Raw genomic sequence first — 23,563 nt, 5'->3', positions numbered from 1 at the left:
CTCCTTACAGGGAATTGTCGGTCTTGAACTGCGCCAGGCCGAAGCCGTGCAGGCGCGCCAGGGCACGGATCTGCTGCACCTGCTCGCGGCTGATGTCGCCATAGGAATAGTGCTGGCGCATGCCGCACAGCCCCATCAACACCGACTCGGCCATGCAGGCATACAACTGCCCGGCCTTGAGGTAGGCGCGCACGTTTTCGTCCAGGCCATCGCCGAGCGGGGTCTGCACGATGCCGCCGTGCATGTACAGCACGTCCGGGCGTTCGCGGGTCAGGTTCTGATCGACATTGAGCGGCACGGCGATGTCGCAGATCACGCTGCGCTCGGCGAAGTGGCTGGCGTCCAGGAACGCCTGCGGGGCATTGGCCGCGCACAGCACGATGCGCGCCTCGCGCAGGCAGGCCAGGTCGTTGCTGACCTGGATCCAGGCCTCGGCGCCCAGGCGCTCGTCGACCCACTGCTGGATGACCTTGCCCAGGTCGTTGCGCCCGACGTGGCTGTCGAGCAGCGCGCCGAAGCCATCCAGGGCCTGCAGGCGCCGGGCCAGGCGATCCTGGTCGGTGCGGCCCTTGAGGATCGAGCGCGCGGCGTCGGCATAGATCAACTGTGCGGTCTTCTCCAGGCGCCGCAGCGAGCCGTCGCGGCCGCTGCCGATGAGGATCAACCGATCGACCGATTCGGACAGCAGCGAAGCGTAGGTCGAGGCGATGTTGCCGGCGGCGCCGATCACAGCGGCAGTCTGCCCGGCCAGATCGATGCCCTGCTGCTGACAGGCCTGCTCAATGGCTTCCAGGCCCATGCCGATGGTCAGGGCGTTGCCGGAGGTCAGCGCCATGTCGGCGATCTGCAGCGCCTGGCAGTTGTGGGTGACGATCGAGGTGTACATGCCCAGCCCGGCCACCTGATGGCCATCGGCACGGGCGTCGAGGATGCGGTTACCCACCTCGTCGCGAATCACGTCCAGCTCGCCGCTGGCGATGTAGGCCGCCATGTCGTTGGAGTCCATGCACAGCGGGTAGAGGGTGAACTCCACCGCCATGCCCAGGCGCGAGCGAATCAGCACCGGACCCAGTGGCACCACGCGGCGTTCCGGGCGCGTGCGGCGAATGAAGTCGCGCTTCTGCGCGGGGCTGAGCAGCGCCAGCGACGGGTCGGCCTCGCTCAGGGCATCGGCGTCGATCAAATGGTTGATGAACGCCACCTTGGCCACCACCGGCACATGCGGGTCATTGCGCAGGCCCAGCGCCTGGACGCGGAAGGCGGTGTCGCGCGGCGCCACCCGATCGATGCTGTCGGCGCACACACCGGCCGCCAGCGGCAGGGCATCGCCGCGCTGCAGCAGGTCGCAGACCTTGCCCATGGCCAGCAGCAAGGCGTCCATTTCGGCCTGGGTGACACACACCGGCGGCTCCAGGCGCAGCACGTTGGAGTTGCTGCCCGAGGGCGCCACGCGCACGCCTTCGAATTGCAGCAGGTAGCCGGCGATCAGGTAGCCCAGCGCATCGTTGTACTGGGCCGAGGCCTGCACCAGCGAGGCATGCTGCGCCACCGGGTGCAGCTCGATGCCCAGCAGCAACCCGCGCCCGCGCACATCGGCGATCACCTGCGGGTAGGCGGCCTGCAACTCCTGCAAGCCACGCTTGAGGTAATCCCCTTGTCGCGTACCTGGCGCAGCACTGCCTGGTCGTCGACGAACAGGCGCTTCAGGGCGCTGCGGGCGATCTCGCAGGAAGCGTCGTCCTCGGCGAAGGTGGAGCTGTGGATGTAGCTGAATTCGCTTTCGTAGTGGCTGGCGCGGATCACCGTGGCGGCGATCTTCATCAGGCCGCCACCGAGGGCCTTGGACAGGCAGTAGTAGTCGCCCTGCAGGTTGAAGTGCGTGCAGCCGAGCAAGGTGCCGGTGCGGCCGAAACCCGATTGCACTTCGTCGAGGATCAACGGGCACTGCTGCTCGTTGCACAGCTTGCGCAGGCCGCGATAGAACGCCTCGGCGTGCTCGCGAATCCCACCCTCGCCCTGGATCGGCTCCAGCAACACCGCGGTCAGGGCGCTGAAGGCGTGCCGTTGCAGGTGCAGGGCATGGCCGTCCCAGTGCACGCCCAACCAGTGCCGGGCATGCCGCTCGGCCAGGGCGGGCAACTGCTCGGGGTGCTGCGGATCGGCGAACTCCACCTGCAGGCCGAAGCGCGCGAACGGCTGGCGGTACTGCTTGCCGTAGGTCAGTTGCACGGTGTTGACCAGCTTGCCGTGGAAGCTGCCACGCACGGCGACGAACACCGGCTCCACGTGCAACTGCGCGAGGTTGTACTGACGCACCGCCTCGACCACCTGGCGCACGGTGACCTTGAGCAGGGTGTCAGGCAATAGCCCGGCGGGCAGCGCCAGGCTGTCGCGCTCCAGCTCGCGGTAGGCGCCCGCTTGGTCGAGCACCTGGCTCAGGGCGAAATCGAGCGCGTCGAACTGCGCCTGCATGCGCTTCTGCCGACTGAACTCGGCATGCTTGACGGCGATTTCCACCGACTCCGCGCCGCTGTTGGAGAAGGTCGAGAGGTAGCGCTCGTCGGTGCCCAGTTCGCGGTTGAACGCCTCGCTCAGTTCACGGCCCAGCTCGCCGGCTGCACTGCGCACCGACAACTGGGCGTTGAATGGCACACCGCCGCGTAGCAGGTCACACAACTGCTCGACGAACTGTGGGTCGTTGTGGCCAAACAGCGCCGCCCCGTAGCCGCCGAGAAAGTCGCTGACCGCCACCTCCCGGCCCTGCGTGTCGGTGTAGAACAACTGGCTGCCGGCGGCGCGCTCGAAGGCACGGTCCAGGCCCAGCGCCTGGAGCAGCTCGACGTACTTGGGCCGGACGAAATCACGGTAGTGCATGGGGGAAGATCCTTCTTGAGAATGGCAATTCGTGGCTCACGGCAGTCCGGCGTCGCTGCGTTGCAACAGGCAGGCACTGCTGAATCCATTGGCGTCGCGGCCGACCACCAGCGCCGCGTCTAGGGCGGCGACACGCACCTGGTCACGCACCAGTGCAGGGGTGTCGAGCACCGCTGCATGCAGCCCGGCAATCGGCGGCACTTCGCCTTCGAGCAAGGCCTGGCGCGCCAACAGCACGTCAGCGAACAACGGCGCGGCCGCCAGCAGGCCGGTGACCGGCAGGGCGCTGGTGACATGCTCGGCGCCGCAGTCCAGCAGGCGCTGCAACAGCGCGCGGTCGAGCGCCGGGCGTCCGCTGCCGCTGCTGACGGCCAGCGCCAGCGGACGATCCGGCAGATTCAGCCGCGCCAGCTCGGCATGACTGCCCAGCGGCTGCACCTGCACGCAAGGCCCGGCGATGTCCTGGTGACGGCGCAACACCAGGGCCACCGCCCCTTCGCCGGCGATTCCGCCACGGCTGTGGCGGTCGAATGGCAGCACCTGCGCCGCGCCCTCGGCACTGATCGTGCCTTCGCGCACCAGGTCGGCCAGGGCCAGCGGATCGCAATCGCTGCCCGCGCCGACCAGCAGGGCGACGTCGATACGACCGGCGTGCAGCGCGGCGCAGGCCTCCTGCAACGCGGCCTGGTTACCGGCCACGCCCTGCATGAAGGCGTTGCCCTCGCAGTACAGCTTCATGTCCAGGCTCAGCACCCCGAGCAGGACGCTGTTCAAGCTCTTGATCACCACGAACGGATCGACCGCGCGCTCCTGCATCACCTGCCGGGTCAACTCGCGCAGGTCGGCCACGCCGTCGCGGCGACAGGCCTGCAGCACCGCGCCGTAGGACGCCATCGACGGATGGGTATAACCGCCCTGACAGGCGTACAGGCCATAGCGCAGGCCATCGTCACCGGGCGCCAGTTCGCTCTCGGCCAGGGCCTCGCGCAACGCGGCCGCGCCCCAGAACAGCGCTGGCGTGCAGTAGCGTTGCAAGTTGCGCGCAATGGCCGTGCGCGCGCGCCCATCGTCGGCCTCCGGCACCTGGGCGAATGCCGTCACCCGCTCGCTGCGCAGCAGCGCCGAGCGCAGCGGGCCGACGCAGGCGCGCGCCTCACGGGCAGCGGCCCAAAAGGCCGGCACCCCCGTGCCGCTGGCCAGCACTGCACCGGCACCGGTCACTGCGATGCCCCCGCTCATCGACCCGCCTCCCGGTACTTGCCCACCACCAGCGAGGTGTTCAGGCCGCCGAAACCGAAGGAATTGCTCAGTGCCACGTCGACCTGTCGCGACACCGCGCGGTGCGGGGTGTAGTCCAGGTCGCAACGCTCGTCGGCGGCGTCGAGATTGAGCGTGGGCGGCACCCGGTCGTCACGACACGACAGCGCCGTGGCGATCAGCTCGGGGGCGCCGGCGGCCGCGATCAGGTGGCCGAATTGCGACTTGTTGGCGGTCACTGCCAGGCGGCGGTAGTGCTCATCGACGGCGAACACCTGCTTGATCGCCTCGGACTCGGTGGCGTCGTTCAGCGGCGTGGAGGTGCCGTGGGCATTGATCAGGTCGATGCGCCCAGGGGCCAGGCCGGCATCGTCGAGCGCCGCCTGCATCGCCAGGACCGCGCCGCGCCCCTCGGGATCGGGCGCGGTGACCTTGTAGCCGTCCAGGCTGCTGCCGTAGCCGAGGATTTCGGCATAGGGCGTGGCGCCACGGGCCAAGGCCCGTTCCAGGCTTTCCAGCACCAGGAAGCCACCGCCCTCGCCCGCCACCAGACCGCTGCGGTGACGATCGAAGGGCCTGCACAGCCGTTCGCCCCAGCGCTGCTCGCTGCTGGCGGCGCCCAGCAGGTACAGCGCGCCGAGGGTGTCCAGGCTCAGCACCGAGTCGGCGCCACCGGCCAGCGCCACCTCGACCTCGCCGCGGCGGATCAGGCGAAAGGCATTGCCGATGGCCTGGGACGCCCCGGCGCAGGCGCTGCTGATGTTGACCACCGGGCCTTCGAGGCCGAGGTCGTCGGCGATCACGCGGGCCAGGCGATCGTTGCCCTGGCGCAGCGAGCCGCACGGGTTGACTTGGGCTTGGCGCGCCATCAGGTGGCGCCAGTGCGCGCCCTCGCCGGCCGCGCGCCCGTCGCACAAGAGCATGTCGGCCAAGTCGTGCTGCGGGGCCCGGAGGCGCAGAACAACGCCGCGTCGCGCCAGTCGCCCGCCCCCAGACCACTGTCGCGCACCGCTTGACTGGCCGCCAGCCAGCCCAGCCGACTGCGCCGCTCCAAGGCCATCGACCAGGCCGGGTGAGCAGCCAGTTCGAGGGGCAGCGCATCCAGATCCACCGGTGCGGCATAGCGCACCGGGAAGCTGCCTGGCTCGACGCCTTCAGGCTGCCAGGCGCGGATGCAGTGCTCGCCGTCGAGCATGCGCTGCCACAGCGATTGCCAGTCGAAGCCGAATCCGGTCACCGCGCCCATGCCGGTGATGACCACCCGTTTACCGTTCATGCCACCTCCTTGTGCGGGGCGACCAGCAGCACCGCGCCCCAGTGTCCTGCCCGGCTGCGTTCGAGCAGCAGGGTGTGATCCGCCGTACCGCCGCTGCGTTGGCGGTACAGCGCCAGCGCCGCCTCGCCGAGCGGTTGCGCCGCGCCCAGGTCGCCGATCAGACCGGCGATGCCATCGACCAGGCGCACGTCGGCATCGAGCCATTGGCGAATCAGGCTGTCGTGCGAATCGACCACCACGCGGCCGATGTCGCCCAGCGTTAGGCGCTCGGCGCGCAGGGCCTGGTCGATGACCCGTTGCGCCACCTGCAGGGCACGCGCCGGATCGTGGCTGTAGCCCCGACCGATACCGGCGATGCGCAGGCTGTCGGCGTCGCCCTGGCAATCGAGCAGCAGGGCCGCCGCGCCCTCGCCGTGCACACGCAGCGTCAGGTCGGTTTCGCGCAGGTACAGCGCCGGGGTGATGTTGGGGCTGCTGCCGACCACCAGCGCGGCGTCGCCCTGGCCTTCGCTGAGTTGGCTGCACGCCTCGGCCAAGGCATCGATGCCGGCATTGGCCTGGGAGCAGAAGCCGCCCATCGCGCCGCGAATGCCCAGGCCCTGGGCCAGGTAGGCCATGACGCTGCTGTTGAGCAGGGTCAGCGCGTGCATCGGCGGGGTGTGGGCCATGAACTGTTCGAGCAGGCGCTGAGGCTGGTCGATGATCGCCTCGACGGCGTCCCAACTGGTGCTGGGACCGTCGACTTCCGGGATCGCGGCGGTCAGTACTCGCCGCGCCGCAGGCACCTGCAGCGCCTCTAGCGCCTCGGCCAAGGCGTCGGCGCAGTGCAGGATGCGCAGCCCCTGGGGCTCCAGGCCACGGCTGATGCGGCGGTCGAAAACCTTGCTGGCCAGGGTGATCGGCGCCAGCACATGGCCAAGCCGGTTCGGGTCGAACGCCAGCGGTTGCGCCACAGGCGCCGGACCGAGCAGGTCGGCGCAGTGTTCGCCGGCCGCACTGATCAGCGCCGCGGCCCGCAGGTAGACGGGGCGGTTCTTGCAAGGGTGCATGGTCAGGCCCTCCCGAGGACCAGGGAACTGTTGATGCCACCGAACCCGAAGGAGGTGGACAAGGCGTGATCGATCGCCTGGTGACGGACGTGGGTGACCACGTCCAGATGGGGAAACTCGGAGCCTTCGGCCTGGTAGTTGAGCGTGGGCAAGACGATTCCGCGCTCCATCGACATGAGCGTCAGCACCGCCTCCAGGGCGCCGCTGGCGGCCAGCGAGTGGCCGAGCGCGGACTTGCTGGCGGTGATGCTCACCTGCCCCAGGGCCGCACCGAACACCCGCTCCAGGGCCAGGGCCTCGCAACTGTCGTTGCTTGGGGTCGAGGTGCCGTGGACGTTGACATGCCCGATGCTGGCCAGCGGCACGCCGGCGTCGTCGATGGCCGCCTGCATGCACTGGGCATAGCGGCTGCCGTCGCGACTGCTGGAGGTGATCTTCTGCGCTTCGCAGGCGTTGGCGTAGCCCAGCACCCGGCCGCGCACCCGCGCCTGGCGACGCCGTGCATGGTCGGCGGACTCCAGCACCAGCAGCGCGGCGCCCTCGCTCATCACGAAGCCGCAGCGGTCCTTCATGAAGGGCCGGCTCTGGGTCGCGGCGGGCCAGTCGCCGCGTGGGCACAGCGCGCCGAGACCGTTGAAGCTGTAGCAGGAGATCTGCGTGGCCATCAGCTCGCTGGCGCCGCACAGGGCCAGGTCGATCTCGCCGCGAGCGATGGCCCGATAGGCACTGCCGATGGCGGTGGTGCCAGCGGCGCAGGCATCAGCCAGGGTCGCGACGCGTTCGCGTACCTGCAGCAAGGCCGCCAGGTGAGCGGTCTGCTGATCGACGCGGCGGGCGAAGGCCGGTTCATGCGCGTCGGCGTCATCGAGCAGCGCGTCGAGATCGACGCAGGCCTGCTCGTCCATGCAGCGACTCAGCGCCTGCAGCTCGCTGCCGGAGGCGCAGAACTTGTTGCAGCCCAGGAACAGGCCGCTGGCCGTACGGGCGAAGGCCTGGCGCGTCAGCCCGGCATCCTCCAGCACCTGGTCGGCCAGGTACTCCACCAACCGCGACTGTGCAGGCAAGTGGCGGGCCGCCGGCACGGCCGCGTCGATGCGCTGCCATTGGCCGTCGTCCAGATAGCCCGCCGCCGAATTGGCAAAGCCCAACTGCTCGAAGCGCGGGTGCCGGCGCAGGCTCGACTGACCGTCGGCCAAGCGCGCGAACAAGCTTTCGGCATCCATCGCCATGGGGGCGACCAGCGCCATGCCAGTCACCACTACGTCCTGTCCCGACATTCCTGGCTCCTAGGCTTGTGCCGGTGCACGCGCCGCCACGAAACGCTCGACCAGCAGGCGCGAGACGCTGTCGCCGTCCAGCGGCGTCAAGCGCGCGCTGCACGCCGCACACACCACCTGCTCGCGCTCGTTCAAGCGTGCTTGATTGGCCGCGCACTGTGGGCAGGTGGCAGGCAGGTGATCGAACAGGCCCCGGCACTGCTGCGCCCAGTTGCGCACGGTGGTGCGGGCGAAGATGTCGGCGGGGGTCAGCCCGGCCTTGAGCTGGCCGGGGACATAGGCGCTCAGGCTGCCTTCGAGCAGTTCCACACCGGCCTCGGTGAGGCGACCCTGGTGCAGGTACTCGCTGGCGTCGCCGCACACGGCGACGGTGTGATCCAGCACGCTGGTCTTGGGCAGGGCGCAACCGTAGCGGCGGCCCAGTTGGAAGCTCAGGTCGACGATGTCCAGCGAATCGGCGCCGAGGTCTTCGACGATGCTGCTGTCAGCGTCGATCTCCTCCAGCTCCAACACAAGCAGTTGCGCCAGGATTTCCCGGACGCTCATGATCACCTGTTCCAGTTCCAGTGGATTGTTCATCGTGCCGCTCCTTCGCCTTGAATGCATGCGGTAGCCGCCGGTAAGTGCCGGGGGTTCCCAGTGAGGCCGCGAAGGCTAAACTCTGCCCCTAGGGGAGAGTCAACGAATGGTTAATAGCAATTTGACATAAATCATCACGCGGGCCTTTCCGTCATATTTTTGTCACCCGAGACCGCGCCGTCGCGGTCTTGTCTCGTCTTGCACAGGAGTCGCAATGACCGCCAGCCGACACGCCGTTTTTCTCGACCACGACTCGCTCGACCTGGGCGACCTGGACCTCGCCGTCCTGCGCGAAGGCTTCGATGAGCTGACCTTGCACGGCTCGACGTCGGCCGATCAGGTGAACGAACGCCTGCGCGGCGCCAGCGTGGCGATCAGCAACAAGGTGCTGCTCGACGCCGAGGTGCTGGCTGCCAATCCACAGCTGAAGTTGATTCTCGTGGCCGCCACCGGCACCAACAACGTCGACCTCGCGGCAGCACGCGCCCAGGGCATCACCGTGTGCAACTGCCAGGGCTACGGCACGCCGTCGGTGGCCCAGCACACCCTGGCGCTGTTGCTGGCCCTGGCGACTCGCTTGTGCGATTACCACCGGGCGGTGCAGGACGGCGCATGGGCCAAGGCCAGCCAGTTCTGCCTACTGGATTTCCCTATCGTCGAATTGCAGGGCAAGACCCTCGGCCTGCTCGGCCATGGCGAGCTGGGTGGCGCCGTGGCCAAGCTGGCCGAAGCGTTCGGCATGCGCGTGCTCAGCGGGCAGATTCCCGGACGCCCGGCGCGCGCCGAGCGCCTGGCACTGGACGAACTGCTGCCGCAGGTCGACGCCCTGACCCTGCATTGCCCGCTGAACGAGCAGACCCGCCATATGCTCGGCACCCGCGAATTGGCATTGCTCAAGCCGGGGGCGCTGGTGGTCAATACCGCGCGTGGCGGGTTGATCGACGAGCAGGCGCTGGCCGACGCGCTGCGCAACGGGCATCTGGGCGGCGCGGCGACCGATGTGCTCAGCGTGGAACCGCCGGTGCACGGCAATCCGCTGCTGGCAGCGGACATCCCGCGCTTGATCGTCACCCCGCACAGCGCCTGGGGCGCGGTGGAATCACGCCAGCGCATCGTCGGGCAATTGGCCGAGAACGCCCAGGCCTACTTCGCGGGACAGCCACGGCGGGTGGTGGGTTGACGGGGCCGGTAGCAGCGGCCATGCACGGCTCCGGTTGTTGCGCCAATGGCCGCGGCGAGGCGGAACACCTCGGAGCGCGACGCGGTCCGCTCGCGGCGCCGCGCTTGCCAAGTGATACACTTCGCGCTTTTTTCAGGAGACGTCCGACATGGACCCGCGCAGTGAAGTGTTGCTCCGCCAGGCGGACCTGTTCCAAGGCCCGCTGCTGATCGCCGGAGCCGCCGCCGATGGCCTGCTGGGGCAACTGCCGCAGGCCCAGGCCTGGACCTGGCATGCGGGGGATCACGGGTGGCTGCAACAGCGCTTCGCCGGTCGCAGCCACTTCGGCGTGGACGTTCCCGAAGTGGCCTTCGACGCCGCCGTGCTGTGCCTGCCCAAGTCGCGCGACCTGGCCGCCTATCTGCTCAACGCACTGGCCGCGCGCCTGGCCGGACGCAGCGTGTACCTGGTGGGGGAAAAGCGCAGTGGCATTGAGGGCGCGGCCAAGCTGTTGCAGGCGTTCGGCAAGCCGCGCAAGCTCGACAGCGCCCGCCACTGCCAACTGTGGCAGGTGACGGTGGACCGCGCCCCCGAGGCTACGCCGCTGGACAGCCTGGCCCAGCGCTTCGAGCTGGCGCTGGACGATGGCCCACTGCAGGTGATCAGCCTGCCTGGCGTGTTCAGCCATGGGCGCCTGGATCGCGGCACCGCCCTGCTGCTGCAGCACCTGGAGCACCTACCAGTGGGCCATGTGCTGGACTTCGGCTGCGGTGCCGGAGTGCTGGGCGCCACCCTCAAGCGCCGCTATCCGCAAAGCCAGGTGACCCTGCTCGACGTCGATGCCTTCGCCGTCGCGGCCAGTCGCCTGACCTTGGCCGCGAACGGCCTGCAGGGCGAGGTCATCAGCGGCGACGGCATCGACGCTGCCCCCGATGAACTGAGCGCGATCGTCAGCAATCCGCCGTTCCACACCGGGGTTCATACCGACTATCAGGCCTCGGAAAACCTGCTGCTAAAATCGGCTAAAAAGCTGGTAAAAGGCGGAGAAATGCGGATAGTCGCCAACAGTTTCCTGCGCTATCAACCGCTCATCCAACAGTCTTTGGGCAACTGCGAAACCCGCGCCGAAGGGGACGGTTTCCGAATTTATCGGGCCATTCGCGGCTAGAAAAAAAGCGCTTGCCGAAACCGAATCGGCTAGGCAGAATCCGCTCCGTCCTAGGGGAGTAGTCTCCCGCAAGCGTCCTCAGCTTGCCCGGCACGCGTCAACACACTTGGCCCACAGGCCATGGCGCGTGCGACCTCACGGCTCACACAGATGAGCCCAGGGTTTGACAAGACCTATGACACGCACACCTTACCCGGGGCGGGAAGGCTGTACGTGTCATAGCCGTGTCGACCCGCCCCCGTAGGAAGCCTGATGCTCGAATCCCTGCTGGTCCCCACCGCCATCGTTGCGCTCGCCGAAATTGGCGACAAGACGCAACTGCTCGCGCTCATTCTCGCCGCCCGTTTCCGCAAGCCCTGGCCGATCATCGCCGGTATCGTCGCCGCGACCCTGGCCAACCATGCGGCCGCCGGTGCGGTTGGCGCCTGGGTCAGCGGTTTCTTCACCGAAAGCGTGCTGCACTGGATCCTCGCCGCGAGCTTCACCGCCACGGCCCTGTGGACCCTGGTGCCGGACAAGATGGACGACGACGAGAGCAGCAACGCGCGGCGCTTCGGGCCGTTCCTGACCACGTTGATCGCGTTCTTCCTGGCCGAGATCGGCGACAAGACCCAGGTCGCCACGGTGATGCTGGCCGCGCAGTACCCGCACCTGATCCTGGTGATCGTGGGCACCACCCTGGGCATGCTGATCGCCAACGTGCCGGTGGTACTGGCCGGCAACTTCGCCGCCGACAAACTGCCCCTGACCCTGATCCGCCGCCTGGCCGCCGCCGCCTTCTTCGTACTGGCCGCCGTGGCCGTCTACTCGGCCATGAAAACCAGCGGTTGGGTGTAGGGCAGCGGCAAGCGGCAAGGGGGTGAAGCAGCCGCAAGTTTCAAGCTTCAAGCGGCAAGAAGGCGCGGCGCGGCTTGACTTGCCGCTTGCCGCTTGCAGCTTGCAGCTTGCAGCTTGAAGCTCGTAGCCGCTACTTAGCCGCCTGTTGATACAAGGGCATGACTTTGGGAATGGCCGCTTGCAGGGAGGCGATGCGGCTGCTCGAGGCGGGGTGAGTGCTCATGAACTCGGGCGGGGCGCCTTCGGAGGCCTTGCTCATCTTGTTCCACAAGGTGATCGCCGCGTTCGGGTCATAACCGGCGCGGGCCGACAGCTCGAGACCGATCAGGTCGGCTTCGTTCTCGTTGGCGCGGCTGTTGGGCAAGGTCATGGCGTAGTTCACCACGGTGTCGGCCAGCGCCATGCTGTCCTGGCCCAGGCCGAAGATGGCACCGGCGCCCTGGCGCGCCATGTTGATGCCGTAGGCCTTGGACATGGCTTCACGGCCGTGCTCGCGCAGGGCGTGGGCGATTTCATGGCCCATCACCGCCGCCAGCTCGGCATCGGTGAGCTTGAGCTGATCGATCAGGCCGGTGTAGACGATGATCTTGCCGCCAGGGCCGCAGTTGGCGTTGAGCTCATCGCTCTTGATCACGTTGACTTCCCACTTCCACTGCGCCGCATCCGGGCGGAACTTGGGCGCCTGGGCGATCAGGCGGTCGGCGATCAACTGCACGCGTCGTGCGTCATTGCTGGTCTTGTCCAGCACGCCTTTGCTCGAGGCTTCGCCGAGGGTCTGCTGGTACGACTGGGCGTACATCTGGTTCACCTCGTCGGTGGACAGCATGCTGAACATGTACTGCTTGCGCTCCACGCCCACCGCACCGCCGCTGGTGGTGTTGACCGCCTGGCAGCCGCCCAGCAGGATGCTGGCACTCAACAGGCTGACCACGAATGACTTACGCATGAAAAGACTCCCTCTTTTTACATGCCGCGTATCCTAGGCCCAGTCGTGCGCCCCTGCCAGAGGTGCGTCGAAGATTTCTGACAACCGTCCTCATGCTTTGCCCAGCCCACGCCGATAACCCAGGACAACGACCTCCTGGCGTGGAGCTTTTCGATCATGAAGTTCAAGTCGATCCAGTTTTCCGTGGCGGCGCTGGCCGGTGCCATCGTGTTGAGCATCGTCGCCGCCCTGGTGCTCTACGCCGTGTACGCCGGAGCGCGCACCCAGGCCCTGGTACAGCAGCGCACCCAGCAGCAGTTCGAGACGGTCATCGAACAGCGCCTATCGGCGCTGGCGCGCACCCAGGTCAGCGAAATCCAGCGCGGCCTGGAAGCGCCGCTGCTGATCAGCCGCAGCCTGGCCACGCTCAACGGCCTGCTCGGCGCGCAGGATGCAGATGGCAAACCGCTGATGCAGATCGACCGCGCCTACCTGAGCAACCTGCTCAAGCGCACCGTCGAGGACAACCCCAGCGTGCTCGGCGCCTACCTAGGCTGGGAACCCAATGCCCTGGATCACGCCGACGTCAACGGCGAACGCTTCCTGCCCTGGTGGTTCCGCAACGCCGACGGCAGTCTCGGCCAGGATCGCCTGGTCGACGTCAACGATCAGACCATCCTGGCCACCGGCGTGCGCGCCAGCGAGTACTACCTGTGCCCCAAGGAAACCAAGAAGGCCTGCGTGATCGATCCCGCGCCTTACAAGGTGGGCGACAAGACAGTGATGCTCGCCTCGTTCGTCGAACCGATCATGCTCAACGGCCAATTCCAGGGCATCGCCGGGGCCGACCTGTCGGTGGACTTCATCCAGGACTTGCTCAACGCCGCCGACCGCCAACTCTATGATGGCGCCGGCGAACTGGCCCTGGTGTCGAGCAACGGTCGCCTGGTGGCCTACACCAAAGACCCGTCCAAGTTCGGCGAAAAAGCCAGTGACGTGCTGGATTCGGCCGAGTCGGCCGCACTGGTCAGCAGCAATGGCGATGCGCTGCACTATCAACTCGACCGGGACAAGGACCGTATCGAGCTGTACCTGCCGTTCAAAGTGGCCCACACCGATGCGCGCTGGGTGCTGCTGCTGCAACTGCCGCTGAGCACGGTGATGGCCGATGTCACGCAATTGCAGAAAGACCTCGGCGAGCAGCGCCGCACCGATATCCTCGGCATGACTGCGGTCGGCCTGGGCATCGCCGTGCTCGGCCTGCTGGTGATCGGGCTGCTGGCCCATGGCATCGCCCGTCCGCTGAAGCAGATGGTGGCCATGCTCGACGATATCGCCCAGGGCGAAGGCGACCTCACCCGCCGCCTGCACAGTGACCGCGCCGACGAACTGGGCGCCATCGCCAGCGGCTTCAACACCTTCCTGGCCAAGCTCCAGGCGATGATCAGCCAAGTGGTGAGTTCGGTGCAGAAGGTCAGCGACTCCTCGGAGCACACCGCCGACATCGCCATTCGCACCAACCAGGGCGTGCACAAGCAGATGGCCGAAATCGACCAGGTGGCCACTGCCGTGCAGGAAATGACCGCCACCGCCCAGGACGTGGCGCGCAACGCCACCCAAGCCGCCCAGGCCGCCAGCAACGCCGACCAGGCCGCCAACCAGGGCATGCAGATCGTGCATGACGCCTCGCAGTCCATCAGCAGCCTGGCCAGCGAAATCGGCCGCGCGGTGACCGTGGTGCAGACCCTGGCCCGCGACAGCGAGAACATCAACACCATCCTGGTGACCATCCGCGCCATCGCCGAGCAGACCAACCTGCTGGCGCTCAACGCCGCCATCGAGGCCGCCCGTGCCGGCGAGCAGGGTCGAGGCTTCGCGGTGGTCGCCGACGAGGTGCGCAACCTGGCGCAGAAGACCCAACAGGCGACCCAGGAAATTCAGCAGATGATCCAGCAACTGCAGCAGGGCACCCGCGATGTGGTCAAGGTCATGGAAGACAGCCAGGGCAAGACCGACGACAGCGTGCAGCAGGCCAATCGTGCGGCGCTGGCGCTGGAGAGCATCACCCAGGCGGTGTCGGTGATCAACGACATGAATACGCAGATCGCCAGTGCGGCCGAGCAGCAGAGCGCGGTGGCCGAGGACATCAACCGCAACGTCACCAACATCGGCCAGGTGGCCAGCGAGGTGGCCGGCGGCGCCGACGAGTCGAGCCAGGCCAGCGCCGAGTTGACCCAACTGGCCGAGCAGCAGCGGCGCCTGATCAATCAGTTCAGGGTGTGATCGGTCAAGCGGCTGGGCTCAGGCCGGCGTCAAGCACTGCGGTCCATCGAGCTGCGGGTCGTTGACCAGAGGCGCCAGCGCCCGCTCGCGCAAGCTCGCCGGCGGGCTGGCCAGCAGTTCATGCAGGCGCGCCTGCGGCGTCTGCGGATCCAGCCAGGCGGCCTGGCCTGCCTCGTCGAGAATCAATGGCCGACGCTGGTTCATGGCCGCCTGGGTGACCACGGCGCAACTGAGCCAGACCTGCTCCTGCACCGGATACGCCTCCCACACCGCCGCGTAGAACAGCGAGGCGCCCTCCCCGGGCGTCACCCAGTACGGCCGCTTGCGCGCCGTGCCGCGCCATTCGTAGAAACCGTTGGCTGGCATCAGGCAACGGCGCAGGCGAAAGGCCTCGCGAAACATCGGCTGTTCGGCCAGGGTTTCGGCGCGGGCATGGGCGGGGGTGCGCGACAGGTCGGTGAGCCACGGCGGCGTCAGCCCCCAGCGCGCCCTGGCCAGCTGCAACTGGTCGTCGATCTGGCGCTGGATCAACACCGAGGCACCGGGCGAGATGTTCCATTGCGCCTGCTGGTCGACGGGAAACCCCGGCAGGGCGGCGAAGGCCTGGGACCAGCGAAACAGGGCGTAGCGTCCACACATAAGACAGGCAAACCTAGCAGATCAAGGTGCCGGGACAGGCGTCGGGCTCGTCACCGGCAAGGGGCTGAGCGGCATTGTACGCATCGATCAACTGCCGTGCGTACCCCGCCTGCTCGTCGTCCACCGCCAGGGCCAACAGCCCCTGCAGCGGCAGGTCACCCATCGCACCGACCAGATCGGCGCCGATCAGGTGCACGGCAATGCCCTCGCTGGCCAGCATGCCCACCAGCATCTGCGCCTCGATCAGGCTTTCCGGCTCGTAGATTCTGCGCATCAGGCATCGTCCTCACGGCGCACCTCGAGCAACCATTCGTCATCGTGCACCTGCAAAATGCACACGATCGGCCGGCAACAGACCTGGCAGTCATCGATGTAGTGCTGATCGCCGGCAGAAATGTCGACGGTGGTTTCGACGCGTTCGCCGCAGTAGGGACAGTCATAGAAGTCGATTTCGAGCATCGGGGGCCTGCGCGGTGACTTATGCGTATAATTGCCGGTCTGTTTACGGGGTCCGTGTGTGTCCGAGCCGTTTTCTCGGCCCCGCCCCTACTTTATTACTCTAGCCGTTTCCAACAAGAGAGCATGATGGGCGCATTCGATGCCATCCGACCCTACGACGACGCTGAAGTCCCTGCCGTTCTGGCACGCCTGCTCAGCGACCCGGCATTCCTCGATATCCTCACCCACTTTCGCTTCCCGCGCCTGGCCAGCGCCTTCGGCTGGCTGCTCAAGCCGCTGATCGCGCGCCGCCTGCGCAAGGAATTCGCCGGCGTGAGCAGCGTCGCGACGCTGCAGGACAAGGTCGAGTACTACGTCGACCGCACCATCGACCGCGCCACCGACGGGGTCACGTACACCGGCGTCGAGCAGCTCAAGGCCGGCTGCGCCTACCTGTTCCTGGCCAATCACCGCGACATCGTCATGGACCCGGCGTTCGTCAACTACGCGGTCTATCACGCCGGCCTGCCCACCCCGCGCATCGCCATCGGCGACAACCTGCTGCAGAAGCCTTTCGTCAGCGACATGATGCGCCTGAACAAGAGCTTCATCGTGCACCGCTCCATCAGCGGTCGCCGCGAGAAGCTGGCGGCCTACCAACTGCTCTCGGCCTACATCAACCACTCGATCCGCGACGACGGCACCTCGATCTGGATCGCCCAGGCCGAAGGCCGCGCCAAGGACGGTGACGATCGCACCGATTCGGCGATCCTCAAGATGTTCCACATGAGCCGCAAGGACGAAGCCTTCGGCGCGGTGATCCAGAGCCTGAACCTGATTCCGGTGTCGATCAGCTACGAATACGACCCCTGCGACCAGGCCAAGGCCCGCGAGCTGTACATCCGCGCCAGCACCGGCAGCTACAGCAAGGTGCCAGGCGAAGACGACAACAGCATCGCCTTGGGCATCACCGGCTACAAAGGCCGGGTGCACATCAATTTCGCGCCGCCGGTGACCGAGTACCACGAAGACACCAAGCAACTGGCCCAGGCCATCGACCGACAGATTCTCGCCGGCTATCGCCTATTCCCGGTGCACTACCTGGCTTATGCCATGTGGGATCAACAGGACACGGCGCTGGCGGTGCCCACCGCCGACAAGCTCTTTCCGGCCGACGAGCTGGCGCGGGCGCAGGAAGAATGGCAGCGCCGCCTGGAGGCCTGCCCGGTCGAGCATCGGCCTTACCTGGTGCAGCAGTACGCCACGCCGGTGCGCAATCAGTATCAGGTCAAGCGCCAGGCAGAAGTGGCCTGAGTGCAGGCTCTTGTGGCGCTCCTGGCACACTGTGCGGCCGGAGCGCCATTGGTCAGCGCCTAGACATCGCCCCCTAAATTTCGCCTGTCATACGCTCGTCATCCGAAGAGGCCACCCTGTCGGCCTTCTCGATACCGGAGCTTGACATGCTGCACGCCGAAAACCAGGACCGTCTCTACCTCGTCGCGCCCAGCGACGAGCAGCAGGCATTGATCGACGGCTTCGCGATCAACGTCCACGACCGTGGCTGGCTGGTGTACTGCGCCCTCGGCGGCCATGCGCACCATGACCTGCCGGAAGTGGACCTGGGCACCGGCTTCAGCGTGCTGGACTTTGCCATCGAGGCCGCCTGATCCACGGTGTATCACCCACAAAAAAGCCCGCTGCCTGGTCCCAGGCAGCGGGCTTTTTCAGGGCATCGAAAGGCTTACTCAGCCAGCATCTGACCGATCGACGGATCCTTGAACAGACGGGTCAGGGCGTCGCTGAGCACATCGCTGACCAGCTTGGTGTTGGTTTCCTGGTTCGGTGCCATGCCGAAACGCTGGTCCAGCGAGGCGCCGTAGCGACCGCTGTAGCGACGGTTGGCGTTGGACACGTCAGCGCGGAACGTGGCGCCGATGGTCGCTTCGGTGACGTACATCTTGTCCTTGGGCGACTGGTACTTGAGTTCGGCCAGGGTCACGGTCAACTGCGGCGCGTTGCCACTGCCGCGGGTCGGGGTGAAGCCCAGCAGACGCACGGCAGCCTCGGCCTGGGCCTGCAACTTGGGCACCACGTCGTTGCCACTGACGCTGATGGTGCTGGTCTCGGGGTACATGCCGCCGCGGGTGCCCAGCGATTGCGAAGCACGGCCATCGACCACCTTGACCTCCACCGGCTGGCCGCGGCCGACCGCGTTGAGCTGCGTGGTGAGCTTGGGTTGCGGGCTCAACTGCTGCGGGCTGTGGGCACAGCCGACCAGGCTCAGGGTAGCCACCGCCATCAAACCGAACAACAGACGTTGCAGCATGCGCATTTCTCCAGAAAAAAGCGGCAAAGGCCGACAGTATAACGAGAGGCACGCTACCCGCGGCAAGCTTCGCGAGATGAAGCCTTGGCGCCGTCTGGGCACGCGATTGTCATGCCGGGAACACGCCGCTGTCACGAGGGTTTAATGGTGCTGCGGGTAAGCTTGCCGCACGTCCGAATCAGACAGGATTTTCCGCCATGGCCTCGCTCTGGACCCTGCTCCTGCAACGCCCGCGTCACACCACCTATGCCCGCCTCGCCGAAGACGGCACGTGCCTGGCCTTCAAGCAATGCGCCCAGGCCCCTGCCGGCAGTGGCTGGGTCCAGGTCAGCGAAGCCCACCTAGGCTGGCTGGGCCAGGCGCTGCCGGCCAGCGCCCGGGTTTGCCCGCCGGCACGGCGCCGCTGGCAGCAACGCCTGCTCGCGGCCTGACAAACGCGGCAATAAAAACCCAAGAAGTCCGACCTTTCTGCCCGCGACCTCGTTATAATCTCCCCCCGATTATAAGGACGTCTCCTGATCGGGCCCCGCATTCGCCGCTTGACCCCGGCACCTTCACCGCTTCGCCCACAGAGAGCCTTCCACTCAGGTCTTGCATCGGCTGTCGTGCCTGCTGTCTCTGGCCGTCTGCTGCACATGAACCTGCGGGTTGCCCTCGCGCAGTCCACTTTTGAGGTTCACGACTCCAAAAGAGCGTGAAAAAACGGTTTTTCACAACTTCACGAGAGTGTGGCGAGCAAATGAACAGTCTGGCATGTGCAGGTGCGACAAAGACGTTTTCTACAGCCCTGAGCAGACGGCCCAGGCGCTCATCCTGGATGGGAGCCTGAGGCCGGTCCATAACCCACGACGGACCACCTGACCATAAGTCGAATTGCCGCAGTGGTGGCAAATGGCGTTCAATGACCGAACACCCAAAGACCGATTGGCGGTGTCCGCTGGAGTTGCAACAACTGCGAAGAGTCGGACATGGCGATCCTGGCCAACCCAGGGGTCCTATGCTGTCAATTAGGTGCTGTAGATTGTGGAGACGCGTTAAATGGCGCAGAACGAATCGGTTGATGTAGTACTGGTAGGCGCGGGCATCATGAGTGCCACCCTGGCCGTACTGCTCAAGGAGCTGGACCCTGCGATCACGCTGGAAGTCGTCGAGGCGATGGACTCCGGGGCCGCAGAAAGCTCCAACCCCTGGAACAACGCGGGCACCGGTCACGCCGGGCTGTGCGAACTGAACTACACGCCGCAGGCCGCCGATGGCAGCATCGACATCAAGAAGGCGGTGCACATCAATACCCAGTTCGAGGTTTCGCGCCAGTTCTGGGCCTACCTCAGCCGCCAGGGCGGCTTGGGCGATCCCCGCGCCTTCATCAACCCGGTACCGCACCTGAGCTACGTCGAAGGTGACAAAGGCGTCGCGTTCCTGAAAAAGCGCTTCGACATGCTCAAGCAGCATCACGCCTTCGCCGAGATGGAGTACACCGAAGACAAGGCCGTGATGAACCAGTGGATGCCGCTGATGATGCCGGGCCGCCCGGCCGACCAGCACATCGCCGCCACCCGCGTGCTCAAGGGCACCGATGTCAACTTTGGCGCACTGACCAACCAGTTGCTCAAGCGCCTGGGCGACAGCCCCGACGCCCAGGTCAAGTACAGCAAGAAGGTCACCGGCCTGCGCCGCAAAGGCGATGGCTGGACAGTGACGGTCAAGGACGTCAACAGTGGCAGCAGCCGTGACGTCGACGCCCGCTTCGTCTTCCTCGGCGCCGGCGGCGCGGCGCTGCCGCTGCTGCAAGCCTCGGGCATTCCGGAAAGCAAGGGCTTCGGCGGCTTCCCGGTCAGCGGCCAGTGGCTGCGCTGCGACAACCCGGAGATCGTCAGCCAGCACCAGGCCAAGGTCTACAGCCAGGCAGCGGTGGGCGCCCCGCCCATGTCGGTGCCGCACCTGGACACGCGCGTGGTCGATGGCAAGAAGTCGCTGCTGTTCGGTCCTTACGCCGGCTTCACCACCAAGTTCCTCAAGCACGGTTCGCTGATGGACCTGCCGCTGTCGGTGCGCATGGGCAACATCGGTCCGATGCTGGCCGTGGCGCGCGACAACATGGACCTGACCAAGTACCTGGTCAGCGAAGTGATGCAGTCGATGGAGCAGCGCCTGGAATCGTTGCGCCGCTTCTACCCCCAAGCCAAGGCCGAGGACTGGCGCCTGGAAGTGGCGGGTCAGCGCGTGCAGATCATCAAGAAGGATCCGAAGAAAGGCGGCATCCTGCAGTTCGGCACCGAGCTGGTCTCGGCCGCCGACGGCAGCCTGGCCGCCCTGCTCGGCGCTTCGCCGGGTGCGTCGGTCACCGTCTCGATCATGCTCGAGCTGCTCGAGCGCTGCTTCCCCGAGCAGACCAAAGGCGCATGGGCGACCAAGCTCAAGGACATCTTCCCGGCCCGCGAGAAGACCCTGGCCACCGATGCCGCGTTGTATCGCCAGATCAGCGCGGACAACGATGCCGCCCTGGGCCTGGTCCAGGAAAACCCGGCCAAGCACTACGCCTGAGGCGCAGGCGCACGTAATGGAGGAGCGGCGCTCGCCGCTCCCCTGGCCTCATCCCCGCGCCTTGCCGATTACCTCGATGTACTCCGGCGCATTGCGCTGGTCGGCGATGGCCTCGGCGAAGGTCTTGCCGTGCTCGTCCTTGCCGTCGACGTCATACCCGGCCTCCACGAAGAACCCCACGAAACGCTCGAAGTCGTCGATGCGCAAGCCGCGATAGGCCTTGATCAGCTTGTGGTGCGAGGGCGAGGTCTGGCCATCGGCCGGCTCGAACTGCAGGAACGTCTTGATGTAGTCGTCGCTGATCTCGTCACCGATAACCTGCTTCTTGTCTTTACGCATTTGCCGACTCCAACGGTGCCATCACGGGCGTTTCAAAGGCGGGCAGTGTACCCGGCGTGCGCCACGGCGCTCAACGCGTACGTACGGTGCCGGTGTGCAGATCGGCCCAGACATGGCCGTTGGCATAGCTGAGGAATTGCACGTAGAGCGTTTCGTTGCGCAGCAGGTCCATGATCACCCGGTAGTCGGCCTGGGGATAATTCAGGGTCAGGGTGCGTGTAGCCTCGTCGTAAGCGGGACGCTTGAGGCTCTTGCCACCCTCGCCGTCGAAGGTCACCAGCACCTGGCTGACGGTCGCGCCCTTGCTCATCGGCTTGCCCTTCAGGCGCAGGGTCAGCGACGAGGTGATGGGAATCGGCTGTTGATTGGATTGGCGCTGGGCGCCGACCACCACCGAGTAATCGGTGACCTGCAGCAGTTGCTGGGACTCGGGCGCCTGCTGGCGCAGGGAAAGGTCGTCAGGTGGCAGGAACTGGCTGTGCAGCGGTGCAGCAGACAGCGGCAGGCTCAGCGCCAGCAGCAGAGGGATAACGGCACGCATGAGAGGCTCCTTGGCGGGCAGGAGCACTCGAGTGTCCTGTCCTGGAAATAGGCTGTTCACTGCTGGCGGCGTCTTGGGCGCCCGGCCGACGGTGCCACGCCTCGCCATAACCCTGCCATGACGCGTCCTGGCGCCATGCCCGAACACCCAAGTCACTCGCCAAGCGTGAACGTATTACCGAGACAGAACCCTAGCATGGCAGGATCACGCACGATCAGTCGAACTGAGCGCGCATCCAGGCCAGGTACTCGGGCATGCCGTCCTCGCCTTCGCGCGGCGCCCAGGCCGCCATCTCGCCATCGCTGACCGGACGTTAAGGCCCGGCCTTGCATTCGAACAGAATACTGTCTTCTTCCAGCACCACCAGCCCGTGGTAGGTGCCCGGCGGCACATCGACGCCCAGGCAGTCGCCACCGGCCTGCAGCACGCGCGTGTCGGTCACCGCCCCCTGCTCATCGAAGATCAGCAGACCCAGGCGTCCCTTGAGCACGATCAGCGCCTCGGCCTTGTCTGCGCTCAGGTGGCGATGCGGCGGAATGTAGGTGTGAGTCTGCAGGCCCACCGCCATGCGATGGCAGGGCTCTTCCATGTCATGGAAGTTGTGGTGCTGGCGGCCGCGTGGATTGCTGGCGGCTTTGGCGGCCAGCCCGTCGATCAACGTCTTGTCGATGAAAGCAGGCTGGCGCATGGCTTACATCCCCTTCACGGCGAAGATGCCATTGGCGTTGCGCCAGTAGCCCTTGTAGTCCATGCCGTAACCGAAAATGTAGCGATCCACGCACGGCAGGCCGACATAGTTGGCCTTCAGGTCCGGGCTGGCCTTGCGGTCATGGTCCTTGTCGATCAGCACGGCGGTGTACACCGAACGCGCGCCGGCATGTTTGCAGAAGTCGATGATCGCGCTGAGGGTGTGGCCCTCGTCGAGGATGTCGTCGACGATCAGCACGTCGCGGTCGATGAACGACACTTCCGGCTTGGCCTTCCAGAACAGCTCACCGCCGCTGGTCTGGTTGCGGTAGCGGGTGGCGTGCAGGTAGGAGGCTTCCAGCGGGAACTGCAGGTGGGTGAGCAGCTTGCCGGCGAAGATCAATCCGCCGTTCATCACGCAGAACACCACCGGGTTCTTGTCGTGCAGGTCCTTGCAGATCCGCTCGCCGACTTGGGCGATGGCCGCTTCGACCTGGGCTTCGGTGTACAGGCAATCGGCCTCGTTCATCACTTGGCGGATATGCTCTAGATCGGCGGACATGGCGCTCTCCAGCAGGTGCATTTTGGAAAAGCGGGCAAAGGTACGCACCCGCTCGCCGCAGATCAAGCCTTTATGGACTAACGTGCACAATGACTGCACGACAGCACGGACTGAATAGATTAATCTTACGCGGTTTTTTTGCCCGCCTTCCGGAGCCCTCCCCTATGCCCACTCGTGAGATCCGCCATCCGCTGATCCGCCACAAGCTCGGCCTGATGCGCCGTGCCGATATCAGCACCAAGAATTTTCGCGAACTCGCCCAGGAAGTCGGCGCACTGCTGACCTATGAAGCCACCCAGGACCTGCCCCTGGAAACCTACGAGATCGACGGCTGGTGCGGCAAGGTCCAGGTCGAGAAGATCGCCGGCAAGAAGATCACCGTCGTGCCGATCCTGCGCGCCGGTATCGGCATGCTCGACGGCGTGCTCAGCCTGGTGCCGGGCGCCAAGGTCAGCGCCGTGGGCGTGGCGCGCAACGAGGAAACCCTCGAAGCGCACACCTACCTGGAGAAGCTCGCGCCGGACATCAACCAGCGCCTGGCGCTGATCATCGACCCGATGCTGGCCACCGGCAACTCGATGGTCGCCACCATCGACCTGCTGAAGAAAGCCGGCTGCAAGGAAATCCGCGCCATGGTACTGGTGGCCGCGCCCGAAGGCATCGAGGTGGTCAACAAGGCGCACCCGGATGTGCAGATCTACACCGCCTCGATCGACCAGCGCCTGAACGAGCACGGCTACATCGTGCCGGGCCTGGGCGATGCCGGCGACAAGATCTTCGGCACCAAGCAGAAGGACGCCTGA

The 23,563-nt window shown here is 66.3% G+C and carries 21 protein-coding genes, 3 pseudogenes and 1 riboswitch; of the genes and pseudogenes, 9 read left to right on the top strand and 15 right to left on the bottom strand.

Annotated elements, in window-relative coordinates:
* Positions 1 to 4: 4 nt before the first annotated feature.
* The 6 genes and pseudogenes from GKC70_RS04340 to GKC70_RS04315 form a co-directional block, all read right to left on the bottom strand.
* Positions 5 to 2,874, bottom strand: a pseudogene (locus GKC70_RS04340) (aminotransferase class III-fold pyridoxal phosphate-dependent enzyme).
* Positions 2,875 to 2,910: 36 nt separating this feature from the next.
* Positions 2,911 to 4,113, bottom strand: coding sequence for a beta-ketoacyl synthase N-terminal-like domain-containing protein (locus tag GKC70_RS04335; protein ID WP_342650558.1), 1,203 nt, complete (start codon positions 4,111 to 4,113; stop codon positions 2,911 to 2,913).
* A pseudogene (locus GKC70_RS04330) lies at positions 4,110 to 5,407 on the bottom strand (beta-ketoacyl-[acyl-carrier-protein] synthase family protein). Before GKC70_RS04330 ends, GKC70_RS04335 begins: the two are co-directional and overlap by 4 nt.
* A complete protein-coding gene (locus GKC70_RS04325; RefSeq protein WP_342650557.1) occupies positions 5,404 to 6,456 on the bottom strand; it encodes a beta-ketoacyl synthase in 1,053 nt (350 codons plus the stop codon). Before GKC70_RS04325 ends, GKC70_RS04330 begins: the two are co-directional and overlap by 4 nt.
* A gap of 2 nt (positions 6,457 to 6,458) precedes the next feature.
* Positions 6,459 to 7,733 carry a beta-ketoacyl-[acyl-carrier-protein] synthase family protein gene (locus GKC70_RS04320; RefSeq protein ID WP_342650556.1) on the bottom strand — a complete coding sequence of 425 codons (1,275 nt, stop codon included), beginning with the start codon at positions 7,731 to 7,733 and terminating at the stop codon, positions 6,459 to 6,461.
* Positions 7,734 to 7,742: 9 nt separating this feature from the next.
* The gene (locus tag GKC70_RS04315) at positions 7,743 to 8,312 is read right to left on the bottom strand and encodes an acyl carrier protein (RefSeq protein ID WP_342650555.1); all 570 of its coding nucleotides are present in this window, start codon (positions 8,310 to 8,312) and stop codon (positions 7,743 to 7,745) included.
* 214 nt (positions 8,313 to 8,526) lie between these two features.
* Between GKC70_RS04315 and GKC70_RS04310 the strand changes: the two genes are divergently transcribed.
* From GKC70_RS04310 to GKC70_RS04300, 3 genes are all read left to right on the top strand, one after another.
* Positions 8,527 to 9,492, top strand: coding sequence for a 2-hydroxyacid dehydrogenase (locus GKC70_RS04310; protein ID WP_342650554.1), 966 nt, complete (start codon positions 8,527 to 8,529; stop codon positions 9,490 to 9,492).
* Positions 9,493 to 9,640: 148 nt separating this feature from the next.
* Entirely contained in the window at positions 9,641 to 10,639 is a 999-nt protein-coding gene (locus GKC70_RS04305; RefSeq protein WP_342650553.1) for a class I SAM-dependent methyltransferase, read from the top strand.
* 41 nt (positions 10,640 to 10,680) lie between these two features.
* Positions 10,681 to 10,794: riboswitch (yybP-ykoY riboswitch) on the top strand.
* A 97-nt stretch (positions 10,795 to 10,891) separates the two neighbouring features.
* The gene (locus GKC70_RS04300; RefSeq protein WP_029614231.1) at positions 10,892 to 11,476 is read left to right on the top strand and encodes a TMEM165/GDT1 family protein; all 585 of its coding nucleotides are present in this window, start codon (positions 10,892 to 10,894) and stop codon (positions 11,474 to 11,476) included.
* 130 nt (positions 11,477 to 11,606) lie between these two features.
* Here the strand turns inward: GKC70_RS04300 and GKC70_RS04295 are convergent, their stop codons facing one another.
* Positions 11,607 to 12,422, bottom strand: a complete 816-nt coding sequence (locus GKC70_RS04295) for a M48 family metallopeptidase (RefSeq protein ID WP_039580166.1) — start codon at positions 12,420 to 12,422, stop codon at positions 11,607 to 11,609.
* 156 nt (positions 12,423 to 12,578) lie between these two features.
* On the opposite strand from GKC70_RS04295, the gene GKC70_RS04290 reads away from it, so the two are divergent.
* The gene (locus GKC70_RS04290; protein WP_342650552.1) at positions 12,579 to 14,684 is read left to right on the top strand and encodes a methyl-accepting chemotaxis protein; all 2,106 of its coding nucleotides are present in this window, start codon (positions 12,579 to 12,581) and stop codon (positions 14,682 to 14,684) included.
* 18 nt (positions 14,685 to 14,702) lie between these two features.
* Here GKC70_RS04290 and GKC70_RS04285 read toward each other — a convergent pair whose 3' ends face one another.
* Genes GKC70_RS04285 through GKC70_RS04275 form a run of 3 tightly spaced genes read right to left on the bottom strand, consistent with a single transcriptional unit; the run spans position 14,703 to position 15,782 of the window.
* Positions 14,703 to 15,323 carry an SOS response-associated peptidase gene (locus GKC70_RS04285; protein ID WP_029615116.1) on the bottom strand — a complete coding sequence of 207 codons (621 nt, stop codon included), beginning with the start codon at positions 15,321 to 15,323 and terminating at the stop codon, positions 14,703 to 14,705.
* Between the two features lie 13 nt (positions 15,324 to 15,336).
* Complete coding sequence (locus GKC70_RS04280; protein ID WP_029615115.1) at positions 15,337 to 15,597, bottom strand: DUF2007 domain-containing protein; 261 nt, start codon at positions 15,595 to 15,597, stop codon at positions 15,337 to 15,339.
* Complete coding sequence (locus GKC70_RS04275; protein WP_342650551.1) at positions 15,597 to 15,782, bottom strand: CPXCG motif-containing cysteine-rich protein; 186 nt, start codon at positions 15,780 to 15,782, stop codon at positions 15,597 to 15,599. Before GKC70_RS04275 ends, GKC70_RS04280 begins: the two co-directional genes overlap by 1 nt.
* A 126-nt stretch (positions 15,783 to 15,908) precedes the next feature.
* On the opposite strand from GKC70_RS04275, the gene GKC70_RS04270 reads away from it, so the two are divergent.
* Together GKC70_RS04270 and GKC70_RS04265 are read left to right on the top strand one after the other, a co-directional pair.
* Positions 15,909 to 17,075, top strand: coding sequence for a 1-acyl-sn-glycerol-3-phosphate acyltransferase (locus GKC70_RS04270; RefSeq protein WP_342650550.1), 1,167 nt, complete (start codon positions 15,909 to 15,911; stop codon positions 17,073 to 17,075).
* A 146-nt stretch (positions 17,076 to 17,221) separates the two neighbouring features.
* Complete coding sequence (locus GKC70_RS04265) at positions 17,222 to 17,428, top strand: hypothetical protein (protein ID WP_029615113.1); 207 nt, start codon at positions 17,222 to 17,224, stop codon at positions 17,426 to 17,428.
* A 74-nt stretch (positions 17,429 to 17,502) separates the two neighbouring features.
* On the opposite strand, the gene GKC70_RS04260 is transcribed toward GKC70_RS04265, so the two are convergent.
* Positions 17,503 to 18,087, bottom strand: coding sequence for a YajG family lipoprotein (locus tag GKC70_RS04260; protein WP_342650549.1), 585 nt, complete (start codon positions 18,085 to 18,087; stop codon positions 17,503 to 17,505).
* Between the two features lie 197 nt (positions 18,088 to 18,284).
* On the opposite strand from GKC70_RS04260, the gene GKC70_RS04255 reads away from it, so the two are divergent.
* Both GKC70_RS04255 and mqo read left to right on the top strand, forming a co-directional pair.
* Complete coding sequence (locus GKC70_RS04255) at positions 18,285 to 18,518, top strand: hypothetical protein (protein WP_342650548.1); 234 nt, start codon at positions 18,285 to 18,287, stop codon at positions 18,516 to 18,518.
* A 607-nt stretch (positions 18,519 to 19,125) separates the two neighbouring features.
* On the top strand, positions 19,126 to 20,631 hold the full coding sequence (mqo, locus tag GKC70_RS04250) for a malate dehydrogenase (quinone) (protein WP_342650547.1): 1,506 nt from the start codon (positions 19,126 to 19,128) through the stop codon (positions 20,629 to 20,631).
* Positions 20,632 to 20,679: 48 nt separating this feature from the next.
* On the opposite strand, the gene GKC70_RS04245 is transcribed toward mqo, so the two are convergent.
* The 4 genes and pseudogenes from GKC70_RS04245 to GKC70_RS04230 all read right to left on the bottom strand — a co-directional run bounded on the left by GKC70_RS04245 (position 20,680) and on the right by GKC70_RS04230 (position 22,760).
* Positions 20,680 to 20,970 carry a PA4642 family protein gene (locus tag GKC70_RS04245; RefSeq protein WP_342650546.1) on the bottom strand — a complete coding sequence of 97 codons (291 nt, stop codon included), beginning with the start codon at positions 20,968 to 20,970 and terminating at the stop codon, positions 20,680 to 20,682.
* A gap of 70 nt (positions 20,971 to 21,040) precedes the next feature.
* On the bottom strand, positions 21,041 to 21,511 hold the full coding sequence (locus GKC70_RS04240; protein ID WP_342650545.1) for a hypothetical protein: 471 nt from the start codon (positions 21,509 to 21,511) through the stop codon (positions 21,041 to 21,043).
* Positions 21,512 to 21,725: 214 nt separating this feature from the next.
* Positions 21,726 to 22,199 (bottom strand): annotated as a pseudogene (locus tag GKC70_RS04235) (WbuC family cupin fold metalloprotein).
* 3 nt (positions 22,200 to 22,202) lie between these two features.
* Positions 22,203 to 22,760, bottom strand: a complete 558-nt coding sequence (locus GKC70_RS04230) for a hypoxanthine-guanine phosphoribosyltransferase (protein ID WP_342650544.1) — start codon at positions 22,758 to 22,760, stop codon at positions 22,203 to 22,205.
* Between the two features lie 164 nt (positions 22,761 to 22,924).
* On the opposite strand from GKC70_RS04230, the gene upp reads away from it, so the two are divergent.
* Positions 22,925 to 23,563, top strand: a complete 639-nt coding sequence (upp, locus tag GKC70_RS04225) for a uracil phosphoribosyltransferase (RefSeq protein ID WP_029615105.1) — start codon at positions 22,925 to 22,927, stop codon at positions 23,561 to 23,563.

Source organism: Pseudomonas sp. REB1044 (genome assembly GCF_038813925.1).
Taxonomy (GTDB): Bacteria; Pseudomonadota; Gammaproteobacteria; order Pseudomonadales; family Pseudomonadaceae; genus Aquipseudomonas; species Aquipseudomonas boreofloridensis.
The sequence above is the reverse complement of the archived record's forward strand: the minus strand, read 5'-3'. Positions and strand labels throughout refer to the sequence as shown.